The organism is Bifidobacterium crudilactis, assembly GCF_000738005.1.
In the GTDB taxonomy this organism is placed as follows: Bacteria; Actinomycetota; Actinomycetes; order Actinomycetales; family Bifidobacteriaceae; genus Bombiscardovia; species Bombiscardovia crudilactis.
Window position 1 is genome coordinate 625,052 of record NZ_JHAL01000002.1, and the last position, 26,072, is coordinate 651,123.

Consider the following 26,072-nt stretch of genomic DNA (forward strand, 5'->3'; position numbering starts at 1 on the left):
ATAAGCGAATCCCCTTAAGATCGGCTCTTCTTGCAAGGCCGTTTTTCTCGAACCTGGCTTATCTCGAGAATACTCGAGTAGACCATGTTCTTGATCCGCTGGCTATATGGACATCGTTTTAGATTTAAGAATCTCCAAGAAGGAGATTGATTGCCTCCTTCGGAGTGTGACAGGGAAGATCGAGATCGATTCCATCCTCGTCGTCCCTGCTCATTCCGTGTTGAAGCAGGAATGTTGTAATCGAACGCTGGTTTTTCTCGGATGTTCCACCCCAAATGCCGACAGCGCGTTTCATTCGTTCCTGTGCATCTACGGCATCCGAGAGATAATTGCGAAGAAGTTGACTTGCGAATTCTTTCAAATCGACATTCTTGACAGCCTCTTCATCAATATTGCGGACTAAAGATCCTGCAGCGCGAGAGATTGAAGCCGATTCCTTAAGTCTGGGTGCTCTGCTTGAGCTGATACGCTCTAGCAGTTCTTGAATAATAAGCCCTTGGTAACTATCTGAAATCTCAGAGGAACGCGATATAAGTTCTGAAGAAACGTCCTTTTTGACTTGATTGCTTGCTCCCACATGAGTGACTCGGTTTCTCCACACATAGGATGCTCGAACTAAGAGCAAGGCTGTACTATTCTCCTTGCATACGGATTCAGCCAAGCGAACGAGTTTCTTTTCTCTATCTGTTTCATGGTCGATCTCGTCCTTCAAATATGATGAAACGATCGGTGGATCAGAGCGAATCAATGATGACACGTATCCGATGATGGATTCGACGGTCCATAGAAGAGCTGCTTGGTTGGCGAATGTCCGCGCTCGCGCGGAAGCGTCTTCTTTCGAGAATGGATTCCAGGTTGCTGGAAGGTCTGGGCTGGCATCGGCGCCCCCCCTAACGGCATCCAGCCCGACCACGATCGTCAGCAGAGATTGAGTCGTATTCCCAGACCTAGTCTTGAAGTCTCTGCGTGCTTTTGTGTGCTTGAGTCCAACCGGTAAAAACGCCATGTGCGCATGATCTGATTCGAACAGATCCCCCCTGCTTTAAGTCTCACGGAACACATGAGTATGAAGGCAGGTGTGCTAGCCAAGACACTCCACGCGCTTTTAAAAAGTGTACCTCAAATATCGTGGAGCTTCGTGAATTCCTGAATTGAATTGAGCGGATCTAAGACTTAAGAATAGCAAGGCGGCACTGCTCAGATCAGCTTGCTGGTAGTCTCTTGTACAACTCATCTTTTGTATGTTCGTCTTACAGCGTTACACCCTGCGTCCGCTGAGGCGACCATCCTCGACGAGACTGCCATCACCAATCGTGCTAGTCGGGTTGGGAACATGGTCGACGACCATCGATAGGATCGGCACATAGTTGTCCAGAATGACTTCACACAACCACAGATCAAACCCGCGTGCTCCAATGGTAACAGGTTCCGTCCCAGCACTGTTTTCCTTCACTAAGGCGCTGATCAGACCTCTGTACGGTGAGGCGACAGTCACTGCCCACTGCCCACTGCTCATCGCTCAGCCCGGAGACACTCGTCCAGGGATTCAAGCGGGTGTTGAGTCCCTGGCTGACCGTGATCGCTCGGCCTTCGCGGCGAGAGTGTGCTCCTCTTTCAGGTTCCACGGCCACTTACAGACGACGCACAAATGGCAAGGTTCGGGCGTATTGGCTCTTTGGCCAGGGGAAGATTTGCCGGAGTCGACGATCTTAGTAAGCACAACGTTCGGGGCTTTAACGACCCCAGAGCGTAGAGCACACATGGGTCGTAGACGGAGCTGCCGCCCAATATAGGTTTTGTCTGCCCAATACTCCATCCGGGCCAAGATCGCCCTAGCTACAAACGGATATACCCCCCAGCGCCATGGGCATGTCTCAATGTCGAGAAATCCTGAACTCTCCGGGCGAGTGCAGCGACGCTCGGACTGCTTCACCCGACGTAGGCAAGTACGTGGTGACACGACGTTCGACACATTAGGCACCTGTTTGTTCCCAAGAGCTGTCGGTTTCGTATGGCGCTGCTGGGAAGAAATTGTGATCGCGGCCTTGGGCCGCTGCCGACGAAGTTTCAGACGTTCCGAAGCTGAAATAACAAACGCCGAGGTCAACAAGCGCTCCGGCTCTGACCCGCCAAAAGCTCAGTCCCTGCGCTGATGATGGAGCCGAGTTGGATGGATAGTGAACCAGTTCTCTTTGACGCTTCGACTAGGAGTGTCGATTTCGTCGTGTGCTCATCCCTGAGTGTGGCCGATCCAGAGGACCAGCTTTCAGTGAGATATCGTCGGTACACAGCAAACTAACCCGGCCAAGAAACGGGCTATACATCAACATGTACTCACTCTCGCTAGCTGTGCGCTCCAATCTTCCCGAACAAGGCTCGTCATAGACGTGACCATTGACGAAGGCCGCGTTTGTGGTCTCTCTCCCCCTCGTAGTAACACTGCTTCAAATACTCGATCCCTGCATATGGGCCCTCCCGCTGAATCAGATCGAGAACCTTCTCCGTCTGTGAACCATCCAGAAGAACGAAACCGATCCACAGCCTCTGAGTCTGAGCGGGGAAGGCCTTCCAGATCCTCTGAACGGCGGACATCGCCGTCGACAGACCACTCTCAGCCACATCAAGCAGCGTCGCTGCCTCACGTAACTCATCTACGGTAGACAAAGCATTGTGCGCTCCGATCCTGTGATCGCCAGACTCGTCAAACGCGCGCGGCCGACTATCCGTATAACTGCCGGCGAGTTGATCACACACCTGGCGGAGCGACCGCACTGATGACAACACACCCCACAAGACCCCGTACAAGTCCTGGAGGGATCGAAAACACGGCTGGCATGAACAACACCCCGCAACGCATCCAACACTTCAAGAACCATCAGCTCGTGGATTGACGAACGTAGACATGTGAGAACCTCCCTGACGAGCAATGTCGCCGAACAGGTGCGTCCAGCGCCCAACGTAATAGATCCACATCTGAAGCGTCCGAATACCTTTGCCAAGTGAGAGTCTCGTGGATCGGGTGGGCACTCATGCTTCACGACTTCAGAGCTTCGCTCGCCCCGAGCAGATAGCCGGATGTAGAACATGGGACTTGGCGTCGGAATCAAACTGCAACAACGCCAGAGTGTCGCTATGTCTGTATTCCCTGATGAGCGAGACAATCTTGATATGGGTTGGAAAGAGTTTGCTGCCTCAGTCATAGGGGATTTGCTGTCATGGCCAGTCATGGTACTTGTAATCGTGCTACTTTTTCTCAAACCAATCCGGAAGCTCATAGGCCGTGTAAAAGGGGCAAAAGGATTCGGTGCAGAGGTGAAGTTTAGTGAAGAGATTAAAAATGTTGAGGATAAAGTTGACGAGGTACTCGATGAAGAGCGTGAATTGGGGAATTGTGGTGCCCAAACAGCTGATAGTCCCTCTGTAGAAATTCTAGATTCAATTATTCTAAATAAAACTGGCGAATCAGTTATGCCGGATCCAGCACAAGATCCATCAGGAGCAATACTGGTTTCGTGGGAGAAGCTAAGTAAAGCTCTCGATGATCTCGCACGAACGGGAACGGGTAAAGTAATTTTTCCGAGGCAGTCTTCAGTGCCAGTCATTAATAAACTTTATTCATCAAGATTGATAAGCGGCTCATTCTATGAATCCGTTATGGGATTGAGAAATATTAGAAATAAAGTTGCGCACGGGCAAGTGAATCCTACAAGCGGTGTTGCGAGAACATACGTTGAGCGAGCAGGTCAGTTGAATTCTGTCGTGCAAGAAACCATTGCTGATCGCAATAAGGAATCTGGTGGCTCTAAGGTTGATTCGGGATCCTAAATACTTCTTCTACGAGTCAAAGACATGGTGGATTAATTTTCTTAGTTTCGTTCTACAGTCGTGTGCCGTCATTTTTGTCCCAGTCGGGTGGTCCTTGTTGCCGCACGGCATCTACCCAATTGTTGGAGTCCCCCGGCCAGTCGCGCGGGGGAGTGTCCCCTTGGAAATAGAACTTGCTGCGCCGCTCGACTCCTCCGACACCGAGGACTGCGCCGCCTGGCGTGATACGCCAGGCTCGCCAGATTTGGCCCTCTTGAGTCACCTCGACCTTAAAGCCGTGCTCTCGTGGTAGGCCGTATTTTTCGGCGTCAACGACCGAATCGGTCTGGTCATCCCAATAATGACCGCCTTGTCTCTCCCACTGGCCGTTTTGGCAAGTCCAGATCCATTCAAGACGCTTCTTCGTAATATCGAACTCGCGTCGGTCAATATGCAGGCCTGACTCGTCAACTCCACTGATTCCGGCGTTACGATCGAGCGTTTTTTGCCGTTGAGTTTCTTCATCGTTTCTTCGTGAGATATCCGCCCGGAAATTACGCATCTTTCGGAGTCCATCTCGGAACCCTGTGGCATCCGCAATGTTGTTGTACCGTCCGTTGAAGCTGTTCAGGAAGCTCATCCTCATACGTGTTCCCGCCATGAAGGCAAGGACGATTCGCGGAGAAAGGGGCTTCCGAATAGCGCGAAAGCGAGCCAGTACTTTCTCCGTGATCGCGTAGGAGCCGAATATGTAGAAAAACGGAAGAAGAGATAACGGTAGCCAGAAGTTGAACAGCAATGACTCGGTGAGCTGCCACCAGTCCTGTTGAGTTGAGAGTAAAGCATAAGTCGCCGAGATAATGAGAAACAGGCCAAGGGCGCCAAGTAGGACGTCGCATAAACGCTGGACAATGGCAAACTTCCGATCATTGCGTGCGAACGCCTGAACCAAAACAAGCATTGTTGTAATCGGCTGAAGGATTAGTTCTGCAATAAGTGGGAGCGGCTCTGAATCGAGGTAGAAGGCTAGGAGCGCAGTAAGTCCGAAAGTCTCGCGGACCAGATGAGCAGCAAGACTACCGCCAGATTTGAAGGTGAACGATCGCGCGGTCATTGGTAACACCACCGTTGCGGTTATGACGACCGCATCCTTGAGCATGCTCCAGTTCCAAATACCAACACGCCATGCGAGTACTGTTGAAACAGCCGACATACCGACCACCAGTACGTACATGATCAATAGACGCGGGACGAGTGCCGCACGAAGCACAGGTCTGATGATCGGCATCACGTTGCGTCGAAGTTTCGGAATGACCAAAAGTGCCGCCAGAACGGTTCCAAGGAGAATCAGTGAGGCAGTTTCTCTCGTTGTCAGCAACAGACCGCCTCCACATTGTCATCGAGCCAGCACCTTGTCCGCGTGCCGTAACAATTTTAAGGTCTTCCTAGAGACAAAAACCTTGAGAGACCCTTGGGCTTTTACACCCCTCGGCATAGTGGCATCGCTGTAGAAGTGCATGCTGCCGCCTGCTGGCCGACGAGGACTCGGGTTTCGCAAGCGGCTTGGATAGCTGCCTGTTCGATGGCGGCAACGGCGGCGTCGAGTTCGTTTGGCACAGGTGTGGTGATAGGTCCGGTGTAGCGCAGGATCCCGTGGCCTGCGATGAGGTCGGCTTCTTGTTGAAGGACATCCTTGCATTCGGTGGTTTGTGAAGCGTCCTCAATTTGCCCGATCTTCTGACGCTGGAGGTGTCGCTGATATGCTCGACCTTCTTCTTGCGGATGTCTCGGGCTGCTTGGTCGGATCGCATGGGGGTGCAGATCAGTGAGAACGAGCGCTGGATACCGGTGGAGAGCAGGACTGGGGAGAGGAACCCGGGGTATACCAGGGACCTCAGCCACTCGCTGATCTATAAGGTCGCGTGGTAGGCGGAGTCGGTGCTGATCTGGGTCCAGGTCTCGTTGACGGCGACGGGCCCAGCGGTGGCCAGGCTCTGCCCGATTTCTCCGTGGCTTTCCAAGGTGGCAGCGATGGCGGGGTCGTAGGCGGAGCTGAGAATGACCGCGATCTGTCCCGAGGTGAGCCAGCCGGTGGAGACAAGGTCGGCGGTGCGCAGTGTGGCGGTCAGCGTCGTCATTTCTTGACGGAGGACGGCTGCGGCTCCTTTGACGCCTCCGCCTGCGGTGTGGACCTGCCGGGAGGCTGCCTTCATATCCAAAGCCAGGGAGATCGTGGTGGAGTGGCGCTCGCCTGCGGGCCCAGCCCTCTCTATCAGCTCCGTGTACGTCGTTGATGCCCATGAGGCGTCGTGGGTGCCGTGGCTGGCCCACCATTGCGCGAGCCCTGTGCCGGAGTCGGACAGAGTGCGTTCCAGGATCTGGAGGGTGGAGATGCGCCCGGATCGGCACACGGTGGCCAAGACCCTGCCCCAGGAGGTGACCCGGCGTTCCTGCTCGGCGGGGTCCAACAGGATGAAGGCGGGGTGACTGACCTCACAGACGACGGTCAGTGTTTGAGCGTGGGGGTCGTGGATTATCGCGGCCCCAGTGTCGGGATCGGTGTATTCACGCAGGCGGGCCATGTCTCCGGTCAGAGCGAGCGTGCCGACCGGGCGCGGGGTGACGATATGTCGTCGGTAGATGAGTTGTCCGATCGTAGTGCGCCACATCCACCAGCAGGCCACGGGCAGCCATTCCACGCGCGGCCTGCCCGAGACGGGTATCCACGTCAGAGCGACGGACAAGACCCAGATGGGTGCAGTGTAGGCGAGCAGCACCCCGTCACCGGCATACAAGGCACCGACGAAGACGAGGATCCCAATGGCCAGAGTCACCAGTTGGACCAGCGACAGGCCAAGGAGAATTCCACGTCGGGCGAGGCGTGAAAACTTCACGGGCACCAGTTCACTGCCGTGATTGTTCGTACTCATGCGGGTTCACTCCTTCGAAACCGGTGAGGCTGACGGTGCCGGGATGGTGACGGGGACCGTGTGGGCGCCGTCGGCACAGGAGTAGAGGGTGACGCAAGCGCCCCTCCTGGGCAGGCGTGGACGTGGGGTTGGCGGAGTCAGCCGCCGCCTCGCCCTGCGCTCCGACCATGACCGCGGTCCGCCCCCGCAAACCCGCGCCACTGGCACCAGCCGTGCTGCCAACACTCGTCGCTACCGAAGCACCTTCCGAAGCGGTCCCAGTTGAGCCCTGGCCCGGCGTGCTTGCGGGAGCGGGCTTCGGTGTGGATGGAGGCGGCGGGGTTCGACCCACTGGTCTTGGTTCCGGCGTCTCCGCCGAGGACCTTTTGCGGCTGCGCGCCTTGCAACACGGAGAGGATCGGCAGGGGTCGGTCCAACGCTTGCTTCGCGTTTTGCTCTGCACCGATCGCGTGATACATGTCGAAGCTGACAAACGCAATGAACTTGTATGTCAAGCACGGGGCGAACGCAGCCATCGCCATTAACACGACGCCCGCAATGGGATCACTAACCGAGGCGAGATCCCCATCAATAGGGGAAACAGCCTGGGTAATCGCGACCAGGAACATGACAACGAGGCGAGCTTGGAGGCAATCAACGCGACCACGAATATCGCCCATTTACTGATCCACCCACGCGACGCATTCCATGACGCCCCCGAAAACGCCAGTGGTGCGAACACGATAGCTACCAGCAGCAGGGCCTTGCGCACGAGCAGGGACAACCAGACGATGGCGGCCGCGCTGATCGCCAATCCCGCGAGGAAGATTGTGATGATCGCCCCACACCAGGACACGGTACGCCCACTGAGTGCCGAGGTTGACGTGCTTACACCAGTGTCTCGTGGTGGTGACCTGTTGAGTTTTGATAATTGCAGGCTCACCGTTTCTACTTTTCGAACGGGTACTCGATCAGCTCGCACCACTTCCGCCGCATGATTACCGAAGGTGTCTGAGATCCCATGCCGCGCTGCCGTTGAGGAGGGTTCCCAACCCGCCACGTCTGTGTGCGAAGGCCTGGCAGAATGAACCGGGGCATCCTTCAGTGGAGGGATGCCCCGTATGAGTGCGGTCCCGGCAACAGCGTTCCTTGCTGTCGTCGGGACCGTGATGGTTCACACCAGTTGCATGAGGATAGGGATGACAATCACGAAGAGAATGGTGCTGGATGCCACGATTCCAGTGGCGTACTTTACATCCCCGTGGGCTTGAGCGGCCAGAATGGGCAGGACGGCCAGAGCCGGAGTCGCTGACTGGACGATGAGCGTCTGCCGCAGCAGCGTCGCCATATCGTATCCAAGATATTTGGTCCCTGCATATATCACCGCAACCGCAACCAGCGGCGAGATCACGAAGCGTCCGATCAGAGCTGCGATGGTGTCTTTGCCGAAGGTGATGTTCCTGATGCCGGAATCGAAAAGAATGATCCCGATGTAGATCAGCGAGAGCGGCGTCACGAGGTTTCCCACATAGGTGAGAGTCGCGTTGACGAACTGCGGTATCGGCACGCTGAGCAGGAGGAACACCAACGCCACGATGAATCCCAGAAGCGGTGGGGGTAGCAGCTTGCTGATGTTGATCTTGTGCGCGGATTTGGATTCCTGTGCTTCCGGATCGTCGTTGGATATCAGGAATACGCCGAAAGCCCACGTGGATACGGTATTGCAGACGTAATACACCAGGAAGTAGGGCAGTGATTTCTCACCGAAGAGGGCGACGTTCAGAGGCAGTCCTATGAAGATGGTGTTCGCATTCACCACGGCGTTCATGAACACGCCTCGTCTGCCCTTGCGTATCTTGAGCAGCTTGACGAGCGCATACGCAATCGCGTATCCAATGACGATCGCAACCGCAGGGAAGACCAAGGCCCCGGAGAGCGAGATCAAACTACCCTTATCCAGGTAATGGAGTACCGAAACAAAGATGGATGCAGGTAGGGCGATCTTGGTGATGACCCCGGCGATATTCCCGCCAAAGTCTTCGGATATCATCTTCCGGCGTTTGAGGAAATATCCCAGTGCGATCAGCAGGATGATGCTGAGGATGCTTTGTATGGATTGCAGGAATACCATGCTCGTCTCACGACCTTAGATCGTCGGTAGGGGTTTGGTCGTAACTCGGGACCCAGGTGCTCCGCTCGACAGCCTTGCTCACATCATCAATGGCTTCGGCATTCAGACCCTGGTCCACGACGCTTTGCGCGACGGACTGCGCTATGCGACGGGAGAATTCGGTGATCCGGGATACGGGCGGCAATACCGCGGCACCCGCTTCGTCGGTTTTGACAATGCCGCTGAGGGCATGGCTGGCGCGGGACAGGATCTCACCGTTGACGCGGGTGGCCTTCGAAGCTATCAGACCGAGGCCGAGACCTGGATACATCAGGGCATTGTTCGCCTGACCGATGTGGTAGCGGACACCGTGGTAGTTGACATCGTCCGCAGGTATCCCCGTACCCACGAGGGCTCTGCCATCGGTCCACGCGATAAGATCCTGGGCTTTGGCTTCCGCCAGTTTCGTGGGGTTGGAAAGCGGGAAGATCACGGGCCGTTCGCAGTGCGCGGCCATATCCTGAACGATGTGTTTCGTGAACGCCCCAGGGCATGTCGAAGTGCCGATCATGATTTCCGGATGCACCAAGGAGATTACGCCTTGCAGAGTGCTCGTATCACCGTCGTTCGTGTGTTCCGAACTCGGTCGGGCGAAGGGTTTCTGCCCGGGCGTAAGACCTGGTGTGTCCTCGAAGAGGAGTCCCTGCTTATCGACCATATAGAAACGCTTCCGAGCATCCTGCTCGCTGAGCCCCTGACATATCATCTCGTCCATGAGTTGGTTGGCGATACCCACTCCGGCAGTACCGGCACCGAAGGTAAGCACCTTCTGCTCCGTGATGCTTTGCCTGGCAATCTCCATGGCACCCAGGACGCCGGCCAACACCACGATTCCCGTGCCCTGAACATCATCGTTGAATGTCGGGATCTTCGGCTGGTAAATATCCAGCAGACGTTGTGCGTTCTCTCTGCCGAAGTCCTCCCAATGCAGCAGCATCCCCGGGAATTGACGTTCCGCAGCGTGAACGAAGCGATCGACGAAATCGTAGTAGCGCTCACCTCGAATCCTCTGGTGTCTGTTGCCTTGATACAGGGGGTTGGCTGCCAGTTCTCGGTTGTTGGTCCCTACATCCAGCACGACCGGCAGCACTTGGGATGGGTCGATGCCAGCGGCGGCTGTATACACCATCAACTTCCCTATGACGATGTCCACACCGTTGACGCCCCAGTCGCCGATTCCTAGTATGCCCTCGGAGTCGGTGACGACCACCAGGCGAATGTCACGTCCGTCCGCGGCATGACGCAATCTGCTCTCGATAGAGTCCGGATCGTCGATGGATATGAAGGCAGCATCCTGTGGTCGTATGAACAGCTCATGATAGCGTTCGATCGACTCGGCGACAGTGGGGTCGTACACAATCGGCATGAACTCCGTCACATGCCCTGAAAACAGTTTGTAGAACAGGGTTCGATTGGTGTCGAATATCTCCATGAGGAACAGTCGTCGCTCAAGATTCGACGTCTTTTCGTTGTATTGTTCATATGCCTGGTCCACCTGCTCGTCCAGCGTCTGAACCGCTTCCGGCAGCATGCCTTGCAAACCGAATTCTTCCCTTTCTTCGTTGGAGAACCCGGTTCCCTTGTTGATGAAGGGGTTGTTCAATACTGTGAATCCGCTCATGTCGTTTCCTTCCGTCAATCCAAGAAGAGTAGTCAGAAAGCAATCGCATAGCAGATAGTGCTTATTTCATAAAAATGGTTTATATGAACGTTTACACTGGTGCATATGGATCAGATGCCCAATATGAAGGATCTGGAATACTTCTGTGAAATCGCGCGCACCTGCAGTCTGACCCAGACCGCTCGTCTTTTCGGTGTATCCCAGCCCACCGTCTCCTATGCGCTCAAACGCCTGGAGGCCCAAGTCGGAAGCCGTTTGGTCACCAGGAACACCTCTCACCATGGCTTGGCGCTCACCCCGAGCGGACTGCTGTTCAACGACCGGGCGTCATCCATTCTTGAGCAATACCGCAGAACCAAACGCGACGTCGAAGTGATGTCCACGCAGAAGATACGTCTGGGGTTGCCGCCGATTATCGCCTCAGCGCTGTTCCCGAAAATCGCCGTCAGCCTGGACCATAACAAACTCCTCGATAAGGTGAATCCGGTCGAGGTCGGTTCTCGCCGTCTGATCAAACTTCTGCTTGATGATTCCTTGGATATGGCGCTGCTTGGTACGACGCAGCGTGTCAGACATCCAAAACTCGACAGTGTGCCGCTCCTGCAATCACCATTCACCATCGCCATGAGCGTCGATGATGAGCTGGCCGATCAAGAATCAGTCTCCATCGCACAAATACGGCACAGGCGCTTCATCACACTCGATGAGAACTTCATCCATGAAGCCGCCTTCCGCAATATCGCAAGACGCCACGACTTCATCCCGGAGGTGATGTTCACAAGCAACAATATCGAGCTCATCACCGGCATGCTTAGAGCCGGACTGGGTATCAGTTTCCTCGCGAGAATCGCAATCCAGCCCGAAATGGGAATCATCACCAAAACGATCAGTGAGGCGAAAACACCCCAATTCAACATTTCGCTGGTCACACAGCAGCACACGAACATCGCACTGCTTGACGACATCGCCGCAACCATACAACGCAGTCTCCAAGAATAAGCGCAAACCTACAACGGCCCATGTAGCTACGCGGTGCAGAGTGCATGGCGACTGGATGTTGAATCCTCTCTGCCGTAGCTCGCGTCGCATATCCTATATGCTGCGATTCTGCCACCGGCAAGCCGAATCGGCCCTGGCCGGCTGATATCGCCGACCCTCGCTGTCTGCAAGAAATGATTGCAGGTGACTATGATCCGATCTTTCCCAGCACGCGATAGTGCGCACAGACGAAATCCTCGTTTTGGGATGTGTCCAGCAGCTCGAGTTGCAGCTCCCGAGGAAGTAGGGCTTTGCCGCTGCCCAAGGTGACAGGTGCGAACTGAACCCAGAGTTCATCCAGATGGCCGGCATCGGCGAATTGGCCTGCGAGGTCACCTCCTCCCATGACCCAGACATCCTTGCCTTCGGCGGATGCTTGAATGTCTGCGAATGACGACTCGACATCACCGCTGATAACTCGAATGTCGGCGCCTTCAATCTCAGGAAGTTGCTGGTGTGTGAATACCCAGGTGGGCTGAGAGTATTCCCAAGCGTCCTGATGTGAGAGCAGCCACTGGTATGTGGATCTGCCCATCACGAGTGCACCGATGTTGTCGATGAACGATTCGTAGGACATCGGCCCTTGTTGATCGAAGTGCTGTGCGAAAAGCCATTCAAGGGAATCCTGTTTCGTTGCGATAAAGCCGTCGAGGCTTGACGCGGTATAGAAATGTGTCGTCATAATGACATCTTATGCGGCCCGTCGTCATCGGTATCAGGTCATCTGTTGCCGGCGGACAGGATGATAATTTTCGACCAAAACGCGATTAGAGCGATTTTCACTGATGAGCATTCCGGGGTCGGAGAACGGACTGTACCCAGTTCCCAGATAGTCCTGCGCCGCGAGCCCTCGCGCGAGATGATGTCGGGTCCGGTTCCATGTTCGTGGGGTAAGCGCTGGTGGGTCGGAAAGTAAAGCCTCGGCACAAAACGCGATTGCCGTTACTGTTGGTCGGTGCCGTGCAATGCCCAGCGGCAAGTCAGCTCAGACTCGACCGGTCAGAGGATGAGCTTCAGCAACAAGGGTTGCTGTTTCCGCAGAAAATGTCCGTCGTTGCGGAGTATCAGGGTTCCACCAAGATGGTCGAACAATTCAATGCCCTTATCCTGATTGCATTTGAAAGGATCGTTGAAGGAATTGAGCATGAAGCATTCGCCCGCATTGGCCTTGACCGTGTTCCAAGAATAGGATTCCTTCAACGCCGCATGCCCCATGCCGTTGGGTGAACAGTATCCAGCTACGAAATAGCACGCTTTGACGGGTGCCTGCAGCCGCTCCAATAAGGCGAGTATCACACTGACGCCTGCAGAATGACCGATAAGGATGGTGTTCTCATCGACAGGCAGGCCGAGTTCATCAAATTCCTTGAGCGTATCCGACAAAGGCTCTCGGTCAAGACGGGCGAGCTCGGGAACCTCGGCGGTAATTCCTGATTCTCGGAGCGTCTTGGCCGTCGGCTGATACCAGAACTTGTCGTAGGAGGCTTGCGGCCCTGTGCCGTGGAATATGATTGCGTTCATAAAGCATCCTTTGCTGGAGTTGTCAGGCTTCTTCAATCGATAGTAACGTTCTAGTGCCGCCGTTCATTGAATGATCATGAACCATTCCATTTGCAGGCCTGCCGGATGCTCAAGAGATCGTCCGATTGCTGGATATCGGGTCGCAGCAAGGGCGTAGATGCCTTTCAGCGGAAAGATGCGCAAAGCCGAAGGATATGCGAACACCATATTCGAGGATATCCTCGAAACAGCTGTATGCACGCGGCAGCAGGCCACGTTCCCGGTATGGTCGTGACGGTTGCCAGCTGAACGTGTCCTGGTGGGAAGGTGTCTTGGGAAAGGCACGCCGGGACGGTGCTCCATGAAGGCATCGTATGAGAGACACGGTGCGGAGGTATCGCACAAGGGTCGGCATGTGGACGCGTCGCGCAGCCTGTGGCGAAGGATGCTTGGCGATACCTGCGCGTCGTCGAGATAATGCCTGAACCGCATGCATACTAGAAGTCACGAATATCTTGAGATATGCACCATCGCCTTGCAGAGTCGAGGAAAGAAGGGGATATGGGTTACGTGACCATCAAAGACGTGGCTATGGAGGCCGGTGTCTCCGTGCCGGCGGTATCTCAAGTCATCAATGGCAAGGGGCGTCTTTCGGAGGCCACTCGTTTGCGTGTGACGGAAGCGATCAGGAAGCTCAACTATATTCCCAATTCCGCAGCCCGCTCGATGCGCTCAAGCGAAAGCAAAACCATAGGTCTGCTGGTTCCCGACATCGGCAACTCCTATTTCGCATCGCTGATATCCGCTGTGAACGAGGTTCTTGCGAAAGACGGTTATGCATGTCTGATAGGTTCTTCGGCCGAGAGCCTGGAGGGCCAGGATAAGTTTCTGCGTTCGCTGCTGTCGCAGCGCATAGACGGCTCGATTATCGTGCCTCAGGGGCAGGCATCGCCGGGTCTGGAACGCTTTCTGGCAACAGACCTTCCTGTGGTGTTCCTCGACCGGAGCCTGACCGGTATGGAGCGTGCGGAGATGAGCGTACCGATAATCGACTCTGACCCTTATCCCGGCATGAGGGCCGCCATTCAGACTGCCCACGAACTCGGACATAGAAGCATAGGTTTCGTCAGCGGCCCGGTTCGAGAATCTCCTAATCTCAAAGAGCGAGAGGACGCCTTCAGAGCCACCGCCACCAAGGAGCTGGGCGCCAGCGGGGCCGTTGTGGCAGGGGCGACGGATGCCGTACAGGCGGTCGACGAACTGATGGCGCTGGGAATCAGAACCTTCATCTTCGGTTACTCGCCGGATGCTTTGGCGGCGATTCGCTTGTTCAGGGACAGGTCCCTGATAATCGGCAAGGATGTGTCGCTGATGAGTTTTGACGACATCCCCCTGTTCGAGTTGGCGACACCGGCGATTTCGGTGATTTCCCAGCAGGTGACCGTCATGGGGCACAAGGGGGCTAAGGCGCTGCTGGCGTTGATGAAGGCACATCAGTCTCAACAGGCCATCCCTCATATGGAAAACAGTGTGCGAATTCCGACGCAGTATATTTACCGGCAATCCTTGGTCAATGCCGCGCACTGACCGGCCTCGGTATCGGTAGCGGTTCTTGATTCCTCGGCCTGCAGCACTCAGGTGCACCCGACTGCGAAGTGGGTGACAGGTTGACAAATAAGGAATGACGATATATTGTTTAATCAACGATGATATAACGATATATCACCAATTTCCGACAATGATGTACGGGAGTCTTACGATGAAGAAGACTGGGATATTAAACAGCAAGCTGGCCAAAATTGCCGATGACCTCGGACATACCGACACGGTGTGCATCGGGGATCTGGGACTGCCCGTCCCTGATGGGGTCGAGAAAATCGATTTGGCATTGACGCCTGGCATGCCGAGCTTCCAGGACGTACTGGATGTCTACCTGGAAAATGTGCTGATTGAAAAGGTGTTCCTCGCAGAGGAAATCAAAACTCTCAATCCGCAACAGCTGACCAGCATCCTCGACAAGCTTCAGCCTCAGACAGAGGTCGTGTACGTGAGCCATGAACAGCTCAAAGAGCGCACATCACGATGCAAGGCAGTGGTGCGTACCGGTGAGGCGACTCCGTACTCGAACATCATCCTCCAATCCGGAGTCATCATCTAGGCAACGAGGCTTGGAATAACATTTCAGGAAAGGGCAGCCATGAAAATCGATATGACGCATATCTCAAAATCATTCGGTTCCAATCAGGTGCTTAAAGACATCAATCTGACGTTGAGATCCGGTGAGGTCCACGCCTTGATGGGTGAGAACGGCGCAGGAAAATCCACGCTGATGAACGTGTTGACGGGGCTGTTTCCTGCTTCCGGCGGCACCATCACCATAGACGACGAAGTCAAGACCTTCTCCAATCCGAAGGAAGCCGAACTGTTCGGCATCAGCTTCATTCATCAGGAAATGAACTCCTGGCCGGATATGACCGTGCTCGAGAATCTGTTTCTCGGCAGGGAAATCACCTATCCGGGTGGTCTGCTCAACACTCGGGAAATGAAAGCCAAAGCCAAGGACGCCTTCGAACAGCTCGGTGTGCGTATACCGCTGGATACCCAGATCGGCATGCTTTCCGTAGGTCAGCAGCAGATGATCGAGATCGCCAAAAGCTTCCTCGCCAACCTGCGTATGCTCATCATGGATGAGCCCACGGCGGCGTTGACCGAGCGTGAGACCACGAGGTTGTTCAGCGTCATAGAGACCTTGAAGAACAGGGGAGTGGGCATCGTATACATCTCCCACCGCATGGAAGAGATATTCAAAGTCTCGCAATTCGTGACCGTGATGCGTGATGGCCGTGTCATAGACACCAAGGCCACCAAAGACACCAATGTCAACGAACTGGTTCGAAAAATGGTCGGACGGGAAATCACCGACTATTATCCGAGAAAAACCACTCCCATCGGCGACGTTGTTTTAACCGCGTCTCATCTCGACAGCAGCGATGCGCTGTTCAGCGATATCTCCTTCCAGGTTCATGCCGGCGAGATACTCGCCTTCTCGGGGCTTATGGGCGCGGGACGCACCGAGGTGATGCGAGGGATCTTCGGTCTTGACAAGCTCAAGTCTGGCACGGTGACGCTCAACGGCAAGAAGCTCAATATCCGCAAGCCCAGCGATGCCATACGGCATGGCATCGGATTCCTTACCGAGGATCGCAAGTCGGAAGGGTTGATTCTGGATTTTTCCATCAGAGAGAACGTGGTACTACCTAAAAAAGACAGTTTTGTGCACCAAGGACTGTACAACGCCAAAGCTGCGGCCATCTACGTCCGTGACCTGATCAACCGTCTGTCGGTGAGGGCGACCAGCGATGAGCAGCTCGTCTCCGACCTTTCCGGCGGCAATCAGCAGAAGGTCGTCATGGCCAAGTGGGTAGGCATCGCTCCTGAAGTCCTGATTCTGGACGAACCGACAAGAGGCGTCGACGTCGGAGCCAAAAGGGAAATCTACGAATTGATGAACGAGCTGGCCGGACGCGGAGTGGCAATCATCATGGTCTCCTCCGATCTTCCGGAGGTACTCGGAGTAAGCGATCGCATCATCGTCATGCACGAAGGAAAGATCGCAGGTCAACTTCCCGGCGAAGGCGCCACACAAGAACAAGTTATGCAACTCGCAACATTGGGAGAATAAGATGAAAGCACTTGGAAATCTGAGCAAACGGTTCACCAGTCTGACCACGCTCGCGGCGCTGATCCTGCTGATGATCATCATCACCTTCATCAACCCGAACTTCTTCACCACCAACAATCTCTTGAATCTGCTGTTGCAGGTGACGGCAAACGGATTCATCGCATTCGGCATGACCTTCGTGATTCTGACAGGCGGAATCGATCTGTCGGTGGGAGCGATTCTGGCATTGTCGAGCGCTCTCGGTGCAGGAATGATCGGCGCGGGCATGCCCTTGCCCCTGGCTGTCTTACTCTGCCTGCTCATCGGTGCGTTCCTGGGTGCAGTGAACGGATTCTTCATCGCCTACGGCAAGATGGCTCCCTTCATCGTCACCCTGGCCACGCAGATGGCGTACCGCGGACTGACCTTGGTGTTCACCAACGGCAACCCGTTGACCAAGAACATGGATGGGTTCTTCCTGGCATATCTCGGTCAGGGATATCTCTTCGGCATACCGTTCCCGGTCATCATCATGATCATCGCCTTCGCACTGCTGTTCGTGCTGCTGCACAAGACCTCCTTCGGCAAATCGGTATACGCCTTGGGCGGCAATGAGAAGGCAGCATACATCGCGGGTGTGCAATCGAATAGGGTCAAGGTGGCGATCTACACCATTTCAGGTGTGATGTCGGCATTGTCCGGGCTTGTAATCACCTCACGACTGTCCTCGGCCACGCCCCAGGCGGGTAGCGGATACGAGATGTTCGCAATCGCTGCGGTGGTGCTCGGAGGCACCAGCCTGATGGGTGGCAAGGGTCGTTTGACAGGCACGATGATTGGCGTGCTGATTATCGGCGTGCTGAACAACGGGCTCAATATCATCGGCGTCTCGGCATTCTGGCAGCAAGTCGTCCAAGGCGTTGTCATCCTCATCGCAGTACTCATCGATGTGATCAGAAATCGCAAATCCCTGAGAATGTGAATTACCGTCCCGCATCGTAGACCTCGCAACGCTGCGTGGCGATGATGCAGGGCAAATCAGTACCGAGAAAGAAACCGTAACCGAGAAAGAAAGTGGGAAGCAACAATGAAGTCGCTAAGCAAGAACACGGTAGTCAAGTCCATTGCAGCCCTTGCAGCCTTCGGAGCCCTGATAGGACTCAGCGCATGCGGACAGACAGGACTGGGTACAGCCAACAACACCAACGCGGCGACCAAGAAATCGCCGAGCGAACTGACCATCGGCGTGTCGATTTCGACCACCAACAACCCGTACTTCGTGTCGATGGATGAGGCCATTCAAGCGATGGCGAAGAAGAACGGTACCAAAGTCACTGTCGCCGACGCGCAGAACGATGCGTCCACCCAGCTGAACAACGTGCAGAACTTCGTCAGCCAGAACGTCGATGCCATCCTGGTCAACCCCGTCGATTCGGATTCCATAGTTCCTGCGATTAAATCCGCGAACAACGCCGGTATTCCGGTGATAGCCATGGATCGTGGAGCAAACGGCGGCACGGTGCTCTCGACGGTCGCCTCGGACAATGTGGAAGCAGGAAAGATGGCCGCGCAGGCCGTCGCCAAAGCCTTCGGCAATGACGCGAAGGTCCTTGAACTGTCCGGCACCCCGGGTGCGTCCTCGACCATCGACCGTGGCAACGGATTCAACGACGAGGCCAAGAAGCTCGGGCTCGACGTGGTGTCCAGCCAATCGGCCAACTTCGACAGGACCACGGCGTTGAACACCACCCAGAACATGCTCCAGGCCAATAAGGATGTCAAGGCCATATTCGCCCAGAATGATGAGATGGCCTTAGGCGCGATGAAAGCGGTGCAGGCTTCGGGTCAGGAGATCGGCATCTTCGGCATCGACGGTGAATCCGAAACGCATACCGCCATCAAAAACGGCACGGTAACCGCTACGATTGCTCAGCAACCGGCCAAAATCGGCGAAATGGCACTTCAGGCGGCATATGATCATTTTGCAGAGAAGAAGGTGGAAAAGACGATCAACTCGCCGATCTACCTGGTGACCAAGGACAATGCCGACGAATATCAGTGGTGAAATGAGTCTCGTCCTATGAGCGACGAGGCAAGTCAGTGATCGGCCGGACGCCATGTGTGTATGGAGACCGGCCGGTCGCATATCGGTGCCAAGCACTGGAAGGGATACTGCAGGCCATGAACACGAACGAAGAGATCCGATCAGCCTTCGAGCAGGTTGCCGGAAGCACGCATGCCATAACGGTCATCGGGTCGATGAACGCCGATTACACCGTCGAAACCGAACGCCTTCCTCTACCTGGTGAAACCGTGAACGGAGGCCCTCTGCAGATACTCGCCGGAGGAAAATCGGCAAATCAGGCCAGCGCGGCCGCCCGCATCGGCGGTCGGGTAGCCATGCTCGGTGCAGTCGGGGACGATGACAACGCCGATTTTCTGCTCGAGCAATTGCGGCATGCCGGGGTGGACGTGTCAGGTGTGGCGCATCTTCAGGGTCCGAGCGGCACCACGGTCATCACCGTCGACTCCCATGCGGAGAACGTCATCGTCTATTCGGCCGGCTCGAACGGCAAGGTCGATGAGGATTACGTCTCGGCCGCGGCTTCGACAATCACCGCGTCCAAAACACTCGGACTGTGTCTGGAATCGCCGATGGCGGCGGTGGTGCGTGCGGCGACGATAGCGCATGATGCCGGGGTCAAAGTGCTGCTCAACGATTCGCCGTTCCAAAAGGATCTCCCGCAGGAGTTGGTCGCACATGCTGATATCTTGCTGGTGAACGAACATGAGATGGCCCAGCTCCTCGGAATTGAGGCGCCTGCTGATGACGACTGGTCGGGCATGGATTGGGAGCGACTGGCGCTCCGGATGAACGACAAGGGCTTCAGGGAATCGATAGTCACCTTGGGGTCTGAAGGTTCATGCGTCCTCTCCTGCGAGGAGGGGAAGGGAAGCTTCACGATGATTCCTCCGGTCCCCGTTGACGCGGTGGACACCACCGGCTGCGGTGACGCCTTCATGGGCTCTATCCTCGCCGGTCTGGCGGCGGATCTGAGTCTGATGCAATCGGCGCGTTTGGCCTCATACGTCGCCGCATACGCGGCAACCGGCCTGGGGGCGCAGACATCGTACGGCAGTGCCGAGCAGATCATCGAGAAATTCGGTCTCTGATCGCCTTGCTGTGAGGCCCGTGCGATGACGTGGGGGTGATGGGCAGCCGCCATCAGCCGCGGTTGATCATCCCTGCGCTATCCGGTCCACAGTGTCCGGAGCTCACGCATGGTGTTCAAGACCCATGAATACACACCGTCGACTGCACGGTAGAGAACGTGGATGGTATCGCGTCTATGCGTGGTGGATTGCAGGAATGAACTGCACAATGTGCAATGCGTCATCGTCACATTGCTGCACCCCGCAGGCACTCGCACGATGGGCTCAGTCGAGAGTGGCCACGCTGTCCCGTTCGACGAGATGGCTGTCGGTGAAGCTGATTTCGTCGTCGTGCTCAAGCAGACGACCGAGACTGATATAGCCCATCCGATAGAAATCCTGGGTCACGCTACTCAGCGTTGGCTGTACATAGTCGCATAGCGAGGTTCCGTCTATGCTGACGATGGAGAGATTTTGGGGGATGTCGACGCCGTAGTGACGTGCACGGTTCAACAGGCCGATGGCCACCAGGTCGCTGCCCGCGATGACGGCGCTGAGCCTTTCGGACATGCCGTGATACGAGTCCATGGCATCCACTCCGGATTCGTAGCTGAAATCTCCGGAGTGAATCCATTCCTCGGCCACTTCGGCGCCGGCTTCCTCCATGGCCTTGCGGTATCCAGCAAGGCGGAGCAGTCCCGTATATGAATTGTTCAGGTCGAGCCCTGCAAGCCCTATGCGGGTATGGCCGTGTTCGAGCAGATAGTGCGCGGCCATGTATCCGATTGCCCGGTCGTCGGAGCATATGCAGGGGAGCGAGGCGTCGCGGAAGGCTATCGACACGAAATAGAACGGGGTGTTCGAGGATTTGAGCAGCGCCACGTTGTCGGGTGCGATATCTACGGATAGCAGCAGTATTCCGGCTACCGGACGTTCCAGGGCGGTGGTGATGGCCTTGCGCTGCACCGCTTCGTCGCGGTCGCGTGTGTACAGGATGATGATGGTGTTGCCGAGTTCGGCGGCACGTTGCTGGATGCCTTCGATGATGGCGTCGGCGAAGTTGGTTTTGGTGGAATTGATGATGACCGCGACGACATCGCTGCGCCTGGTGACCAATTCCAGCGCCGCCATGTTCTTCTGATATCCGAGTTCCTTGGCGGCCTTGTTGACCTTGGCTGCAGTGCTTTTGCTGAAGAACCCTTCCTTGTTGGCAAGGACACGTGAGACCGTGGCTATCGAGAAGCCTGTGGCCTGGGCGATGTCTTTGATGGTTGCATCCATGCTGTATGAACCTGCGGTTTTCGGCGGAATATTGTCGATTGCCAGTCTACAGCCTGACTGGTGTGCGGACGTGGTGCGGGTGGGCAGACGTGTGCCAATGGGTATGTTGCGGGAATCGAGCACCCTTATTGAGAAAACGTTTGTGTTGCTGTAAACACGCCATTGTAAACGTTTGTGTAAATGGTATACAATCACTCCTTAACACAGGTGCTTGCACACAAAGGAGTGTTGATTATGAGTCGTAAAGCCTATGCCGTCAGCGCTGAAATGGCGGGGCGCGGCCGTGCATCTCTGCACGGTGATACCGCACTGCAGGGTGAGGCTGCACAGCACGGTGATGCCGGTTCGTTCGGCCAGGCGACACCATTCAGTGCAACGGCATCGCCGAATGCGGCGAGCATCGGCACGGGACCACGAACCTTGTCGGGTCTGACGTCTTCAAAGGCGGCGGATGTCCAAGCAGTCGATACGACGGGGCGGACAAGCGGCCACGTCGAAAATTCTTTGCCAAGGTTGAGCAAGCGCACGATTTTCGCAATGACCTTCGGCTTCTTCGGTATCAATATGGCCTTTTCCCTGCAATCCTCGCAGATGGGAAGAATCTTCCAGACCATCGGCGCCGATCCGACCAAACTGGGGTTGTTCTTCATCCTTCCGCCGCTTGCGGGCATGGTGGTCCAGCCTCTTATCGGCAAATATTCCGACATGACCTGGTCGAATCGTTTCGGTAGACGCATGCCCTACCTCATCGCCGCCGCGCCGATCGCAGCCCTCGTCATGGTGCTGCTTCCCAACGCGGGGTCGTTGGGATTCGGATATGCGTCCGTGGCCGCATTGGCCTTCGGAGCCGTGGCCATACTCTTCATGGACCTGTCGAGCAACATCTGCATGCAGCCGTTCAAAATGATCATCGGCGACATGGTCAACGAGGAGCAGAAGGATATGGCATGGTCATGGCAACAGTCCTTCAGCAATCTCGGTGGAGTCCTGGCGACGGTGCTGCCCTTCGTGCTGACGGCCTTCGGGGTGGCGAATGTGGCTGCGGCGGGTGAGGTGCCGCTTTCTGTGCGTCTCGCCTTCTACATCGGTGCCGCAATCTTGCTGCTGACCTCCCTGTATACGGTTCTTTCGGTCAAGGAATACGATCCCGACCATTACGCCAGATATCACCACATCAAGCCCAAAACGCATGATTCCTCACCGTCGCTATGGAGTCTGCTCAAGAAGGCTCCGCGCGCGTTCTGGGAAGTCTCCTTCGTGCAGTTGTTCAATTGGTTCGCATTCCAATACCTCTGGACCTACGCCACCGGAGCGATTGCGCAGAACGTATGGCACACCACCGACACCTCGTCGGCGGGATATCAGGCAGCAGGGAATTGGTACGGCATCCTTACCTGCATCCAATCACTGGCGGCGGTCATCTGGGGATTCCTGGTACTGTCGAAAACCAGCGCCGACAAACGGAAGTTCTGGTTCAGAATCGGTCTTGCATCCGGTGCTCTGGGATTCTTCGGAGTGTTCTTCATCCACAACCAGTTCCTATTGATTCTGCCTTTCTGCCTTATCGGAATCGCATATCTCACCATGCAGACCCAGGCATTCTCCATATTCACCACGTCGCTCGATGGCAGCAATGAAGGGGCGTATATGGGCCTGTTCAACTGCGGTATCTGTCTGCCGCAGATCATCGCCTCGGTCGCCAGTTTCGCGATTTTCCCTCTGGTCGGCAAATCGATGCCGCATATGATTCTGGTTGCGGGCATAGCCATGGTGATGGGTATCGTAGCGGTATCGGTTATCACGGATAACACGGGCAAGGAGGCCCATTCGACCGAGGATTCGGGCACCGTTGCAGCCCTCGGCGGCATCGACACAGAACGCACCGCGAACAGATGAGTCCAGCACTTCGTAATACCAACCCACGGAATCACGTTCCGGTCCAGGAACGAGCAAGGCGATGAACATGGCGCAACACAACCCACAGGAGGATAAGACAATGAAGCAATCATGGTGGCAGCATGCGGTCGTATACCAGGTGTATCCGCGCAGTTTCCAGGACAGCGACGGTGACGGCATCGGTGATTTGGCAGGAATCATCCAGCGACTGCCGTATATCAAAGAACTCGGGGTCGATGTGATCTGGCTGAACCCCGTCTACAAGTCCCCTGACCGTGACAACGGCTACGACATCAGCGATTACCGTTCCATTCAGCCGCGCTTCGGGGATATGAAGACCTTTGACAAACTCCTGGAGCAGGCTCATGCACTCGGCCTGCATCTGGTGATGGATCTGGTGGTCAACCACACCTCGGACCAGCACGAATGGTTCAAGAAGAGTCGTGAAAGCAAGGACAGCCCGTACCGTGACTTCTATTTCTGGCGTGATGGCGAACCCGGAATCCCACCGAACAACTGGGGGTCGTACTTCGGCGGTTCCACATGGGAATATGACGATGCCAGCAAACAGTATTACCTGCATCTCTTCGCGAAGGAGCAGCCCGATCTGAACTGGGAAAATCCTCAGGTACGGGAGAGCATCTGGGATGTCATGAGGTTCTGGCTTGACAAAGGCGTGGACGGCTTCCGTATGGACGTCATCAACTTCATCTCCAAGCCGGAGGGATTGCCGGACGCACCGAACCCTGAGCATGCGGCGTATGCCAATGTGGAGCCGATGGTGGCTGACGGACCGAAGCTAAACGAGTATTTCAAGGAGATGAACAGCAAGGTACTGTCGAAGTACGATGCGATGAGCGTAGGCGAGATGCCCAGCGTGACGGCACAGGATGCCGTCGAGTACGCCGGTCTGGAAACGGGCGAGCTGAACATGGTGTTCCAATTCGATCATGTCACCTTGGCGTTCAACAAGGACCCGCGACTGGGCAAGTGGAACGACGAGCCCGTGAATCTGGTGTCGCTCAAAAGAGCGCTGTCCAGGTGGCAGCAGGCCCTGGACGGCAAAGCATGGAACAGTCTGTACTGGAACAATCACGACAGGGCGCGTGCCGTTTCCAGATTCGGAGACGACAGGCCGGAGTTCAGGGTGCGTTCGGCCAAGATGCTGGCACTCGTGCTGCACATGATGCAGGGCACACCGTATATCTACCAAGGTGAGGAGCTTGGGATGACCAACGCTCACTTCACCCGGCTGGACCAGTACCAGGACATCGAATCCCTTGAGGCCTATCATCAGTTCGTCGATGTGGAGCATCTGGTCGATCACGATACGATGATGCGCTACCTGGCGACCGAATCGCGCGACAATGCGCGTACCCCGATGCAATGGGACGCCACGGCGAAGGGAGGATTCACCGAAGGCACACCATGGTTGGAGCTCAACACCAATCATGATGAGATCAACGTCGACGCGGAATTGAACGACCCTGACTCTGTGCTGCGCTTCTACCAACGCTTGATCGAGCTTAGGCACAACAACGACCTCATCGTGTATGGCAACTACATCGAACTCGACCCGGAGGACGACGAAGTATTCGCGTACAAACGGCAATATGAAGGCAGAACGATGCTGGTGCTCAGCAATTTCACCGATCAGACGGTGACACGTGACTACCCGGTGCCTGTGGACGGCGGACTGATGATTTCGAATTATCAGGATGATCAAGGGGCGACCCTCCGACCATACGAAGCCAAGGCGTTCATGGTCGCATAACCGCGTGTTGCAGTTGATGTTATTGCTGGTGCCCATGCTTGCGTCAGTGGCGGAGGCACACCGTGCAGGATGGCACGGTGTGCCTTGCTGAGCGGCACCTGGTTCACCTCTTTGGCAAGCCGCTGTATCACTCAAGCCGCTGTATCACTCAAAGCGCTGTGAAACGGTGATGCGCTAAGTGAAGAAGTCAGGGAGAAACACCTGGCGCTGCGCCACAAGGCCAGGGTTCCATACCTCCTGTGCACATAATGGAGACGGAATACGGAGCTCCAGGGCCTAAGGGGATGGTCAACTCATGACATGCATCATCAATTGTCTGCCACTAAATGACGACGAGCGCGAAGCTTTCCGAGAAGCCGCAGGAGATGTGCGGCAGGAATTCGTCGGCGACCTCTCGGCACGCCGGAATATCTCCTGGAGCGCCGAAGTGCCAGAAGATCTTCGGGAAGAGACCACTGCGGTGATCGGTAACGCTCCGGTGGAACAGCTCGCCGAATGCCCGAAGTTGCAATGGCTGCAAACCTTCAGCGCAGGAGTGGACAGCTATCTCAAACCTGGGGCTCTGGCACAGGACGTACAGGTCACCAGCGCTTCGGGAGCATATGGGCATGCCGTTGCCGAGCACATGTTCGCCATGACCTTGGCGCTGTTGAAAGACCTGCCGCTATACCGCGACCAGCAGCATGACCAACGGTGGAAGCCATCGGGGCATGTCGGCACGCTCGACGGGGCCAATGTGGCGATTCTCGGCACCGGAGACATAGGAGCGCATTACGCACGCCTCTGCCGGGCGTGCGGTTCCCGCACCATCGGCGTTCGTCGGAATGCCGCCGTCGCTGTTGACGGTATCGATGACATGCATTCCTTCGAGGAACTTGATGCCGTGTTGCGAGTGGCCGATGTGGTCGCACTCGCCTTGCCTTCTACGCCAGAGACCCGCCACATCATCAACACTGAGCGGATGAGGCTGATGCCGAACAACGCCATGGTGATCAACGCCGGCAGGGGAGACGCCATCGACTGCGACGCGCTCGCCGACGCCTTGAAGGGTGGGGACATCTCTTGCGCGGGTTTGGACGTGACCGACCCCGAGCCGCTGCCTTCGGAGCACCCGCTTTGGGGGGAGTCTCGATGCCTCATCACGCCGCACATCGCCGGAGGCACGCATCTGAAGTCGACCGCTGACCGCATCATCGCCATCGCCCTCGATAACGTACGCAACTATGTCTCAGGTCAGGCATTGAGCAACAGGATGCGGTGATCGT

The 26,072-nt window shown here is 55.9% G+C and carries 22 protein-coding genes and 1 tRNA gene; 11 read left to right on the forward strand and 12 right to left on the reverse strand.

Annotated elements, in window-relative coordinates; translation table 11 throughout:
- Positions 1–124 precede the first annotated feature (124 nt).
- From DB51_RS04895 to DB51_RS04905, 3 genes are all read right to left on the reverse strand, one after another.
- Positions 125–1,006 carry a hypothetical protein gene (locus tag DB51_RS04895; protein ID WP_034252273.1) on the reverse strand — a complete coding sequence of 294 codons (882 nt, stop codon included), beginning with the start codon at positions 1,004–1,006 and terminating at the stop codon, positions 125–127.
- A 1-nt stretch (position 1,007) separates the two neighbouring features.
- Positions 1,008–1,103: transfer RNA gene (locus DB51_RS10185), tRNA-OTHER, on the reverse strand.
- 1,276 nt (positions 1,104–2,379) lie between these two features.
- Entirely contained in the window at positions 2,380–2,664 is a 285-nt protein-coding gene (locus DB51_RS04905; RefSeq protein WP_156958241.1) for a hypothetical protein, read from the reverse strand.
- A 420-nt stretch (positions 2,665–3,084) separates the two neighbouring features.
- Between DB51_RS04905 and DB51_RS04910 the strand changes: the two genes are divergently transcribed.
- Positions 3,085–3,825, forward strand: coding sequence for a hypothetical protein (locus DB51_RS04910; RefSeq protein ID WP_156958242.1), 741 nt, complete (start codon positions 3,085–3,087; stop codon positions 3,823–3,825).
- A gap of 52 nt (positions 3,826–3,877) precedes the next feature.
- On the opposite strand, the gene DB51_RS04915 is transcribed toward DB51_RS04910, so the two are convergent.
- The 6 genes from DB51_RS04915 to DB51_RS04935 all read right to left on the reverse strand — a co-directional run bounded on the left by DB51_RS04915 (position 3,878) and on the right by DB51_RS04935 (position 10,504).
- On the reverse strand, positions 3,878–5,182 hold the full coding sequence (locus DB51_RS04915) for a hypothetical protein (protein ID WP_156958243.1): 1,305 nt from the start codon (positions 5,180–5,182) through the stop codon (positions 3,878–3,880).
- A gap of 101 nt (positions 5,183–5,283) precedes the next feature.
- Positions 5,284–5,706 carry an SCO6880 family protein gene (locus tag DB51_RS10565; RefSeq protein ID WP_338023774.1) on the reverse strand — a complete coding sequence of 141 codons (423 nt, stop codon included), beginning with the start codon at positions 5,704–5,706 and terminating at the stop codon, positions 5,284–5,286.
- Positions 5,707–5,714: 8 nt separating this feature from the next.
- Positions 5,715–6,734: an SCO6880 family protein gene (locus DB51_RS04920; RefSeq protein WP_238548307.1), complete on the reverse strand. Its 1,020-nt coding sequence runs from the start codon at positions 6,732–6,734 to the stop codon at positions 5,715–5,717.
- A 137-nt stretch (positions 6,735–6,871) separates the two neighbouring features.
- Positions 6,872–7,393: a hypothetical protein gene (locus DB51_RS10370; protein ID WP_051867287.1), complete on the reverse strand. Its 522-nt coding sequence runs from the start codon at positions 7,391–7,393 to the stop codon at positions 6,872–6,874.
- 494 nt (positions 7,394–7,887) lie between these two features.
- Positions 7,888–8,844: an AEC family transporter gene (locus DB51_RS04930; RefSeq protein ID WP_034252276.1), complete on the reverse strand. Its 957-nt coding sequence runs from the start codon at positions 8,842–8,844 to the stop codon at positions 7,888–7,890.
- A 7-nt stretch (positions 8,845–8,851) separates the two neighbouring features.
- Entirely contained in the window at positions 8,852–10,504 is a 1,653-nt protein-coding gene (locus DB51_RS04935; protein WP_034252277.1) for a malolactic enzyme, read from the reverse strand.
- Positions 10,505–10,609: 105 nt separating this feature from the next.
- On the opposite strand from DB51_RS04935, the gene DB51_RS04940 reads away from it, so the two are divergent.
- Positions 10,610–11,503 (forward strand): LysR family transcriptional regulator, encoded by an 894-nt coding sequence (locus DB51_RS04940; protein ID WP_034252278.1) that lies wholly within the window; start codon positions 10,610–10,612, stop codon positions 11,501–11,503.
- Between the two features lie 187 nt (positions 11,504–11,690).
- On the opposite strand, the gene DB51_RS04945 is transcribed toward DB51_RS04940, so the two are convergent.
- On the reverse strand, positions 11,691–12,224 hold the full coding sequence (locus tag DB51_RS04945) for a dihydrofolate reductase family protein (RefSeq protein ID WP_034252279.1): 534 nt from the start codon (positions 12,222–12,224) through the stop codon (positions 11,691–11,693).
- A 317-nt stretch (positions 12,225–12,541) separates the two neighbouring features.
- Positions 12,542–13,063 (reverse strand): alpha/beta hydrolase, encoded by a 522-nt coding sequence (locus tag DB51_RS04950; protein WP_034252280.1) that lies wholly within the window; start codon positions 13,061–13,063, stop codon positions 12,542–12,544.
- A 540-nt stretch (positions 13,064–13,603) separates the two neighbouring features.
- On the opposite strand from DB51_RS04950, the gene DB51_RS04955 reads away from it, so the two are divergent.
- The 6 genes from DB51_RS04955 to DB51_RS04980 all read left to right on the forward strand — a co-directional run bounded on the left by DB51_RS04955 (position 13,604) and on the right by DB51_RS04980 (position 19,877).
- Positions 13,604–14,629: a LacI family DNA-binding transcriptional regulator gene (locus DB51_RS04955; protein ID WP_034252282.1), complete on the forward strand. Its 1,026-nt coding sequence runs from the start codon at positions 13,604–13,606 to the stop codon at positions 14,627–14,629.
- Positions 14,630–14,801: 172 nt separating this feature from the next.
- On the forward strand, positions 14,802–15,200 hold the full coding sequence (gene rbsD, locus DB51_RS04960; RefSeq protein ID WP_034252283.1) for a D-ribose pyranase: 399 nt from the start codon (positions 14,802–14,804) through the stop codon (positions 15,198–15,200).
- 51 nt (positions 15,201–15,251) lie between these two features.
- Complete coding sequence (locus tag DB51_RS04965) at positions 15,252–16,724, forward strand: sugar ABC transporter ATP-binding protein (RefSeq protein ID WP_338023776.1); 1,473 nt, start codon at positions 15,252–15,254, stop codon at positions 16,722–16,724.
- 1 nt (position 16,725) lies between these two features.
- Entirely contained in the window at positions 16,726–17,685 is a 960-nt protein-coding gene (locus tag DB51_RS04970) for an ABC transporter permease subunit (RefSeq protein ID WP_034252285.1), read from the forward strand.
- 105 nt (positions 17,686–17,790) lie between these two features.
- Entirely contained in the window at positions 17,791–18,768 is a 978-nt protein-coding gene (locus DB51_RS04975; protein ID WP_034252287.1) for a substrate-binding domain-containing protein, read from the forward strand.
- 116 nt (positions 18,769–18,884) lie between these two features.
- Positions 18,885–19,877 carry a ribokinase gene (locus tag DB51_RS04980; protein WP_034252288.1) on the forward strand — a complete coding sequence of 331 codons (993 nt, stop codon included), beginning with the start codon at positions 18,885–18,887 and terminating at the stop codon, positions 19,875–19,877.
- Positions 19,878–20,141: 264 nt separating this feature from the next.
- Here DB51_RS04980 and DB51_RS04985 read toward each other — a convergent pair whose 3' ends face one another.
- Positions 20,142–21,137, reverse strand: coding sequence for a LacI family DNA-binding transcriptional regulator (locus DB51_RS04985; protein WP_034253813.1), 996 nt, complete (start codon positions 21,135–21,137; stop codon positions 20,142–20,144).
- Between the two features lie 234 nt (positions 21,138–21,371).
- Between DB51_RS04985 and DB51_RS04990 the strand changes: the two genes are divergently transcribed.
- The 3 genes from DB51_RS04990 (at position 21,372) to DB51_RS05000 (ending at position 26,068) form a co-directional block, all read left to right on the forward strand.
- The gene (locus tag DB51_RS04990) at positions 21,372–23,033 is read left to right on the forward strand and encodes an SLC45 family MFS transporter (protein WP_238548308.1); all 1,662 of its coding nucleotides are present in this window, start codon (positions 21,372–21,374) and stop codon (positions 23,031–23,033) included.
- Positions 23,034–23,133: 100 nt separating this feature from the next.
- On the forward strand, positions 23,134–24,807 hold the full coding sequence (locus DB51_RS04995; RefSeq protein ID WP_034253815.1) for a glycoside hydrolase family 13 protein: 1,674 nt from the start codon (positions 23,134–23,136) through the stop codon (positions 24,805–24,807).
- A gap of 295 nt (positions 24,808–25,102) precedes the next feature.
- Positions 25,103–26,068 carry a D-2-hydroxyacid dehydrogenase gene (locus tag DB51_RS05000; protein WP_034252290.1) on the forward strand — a complete coding sequence of 322 codons (966 nt, stop codon included), beginning with the start codon at positions 25,103–25,105 and terminating at the stop codon, positions 26,066–26,068.
- The last annotated feature ends 4 nt before the right edge of the window (positions 26,069–26,072 follow it).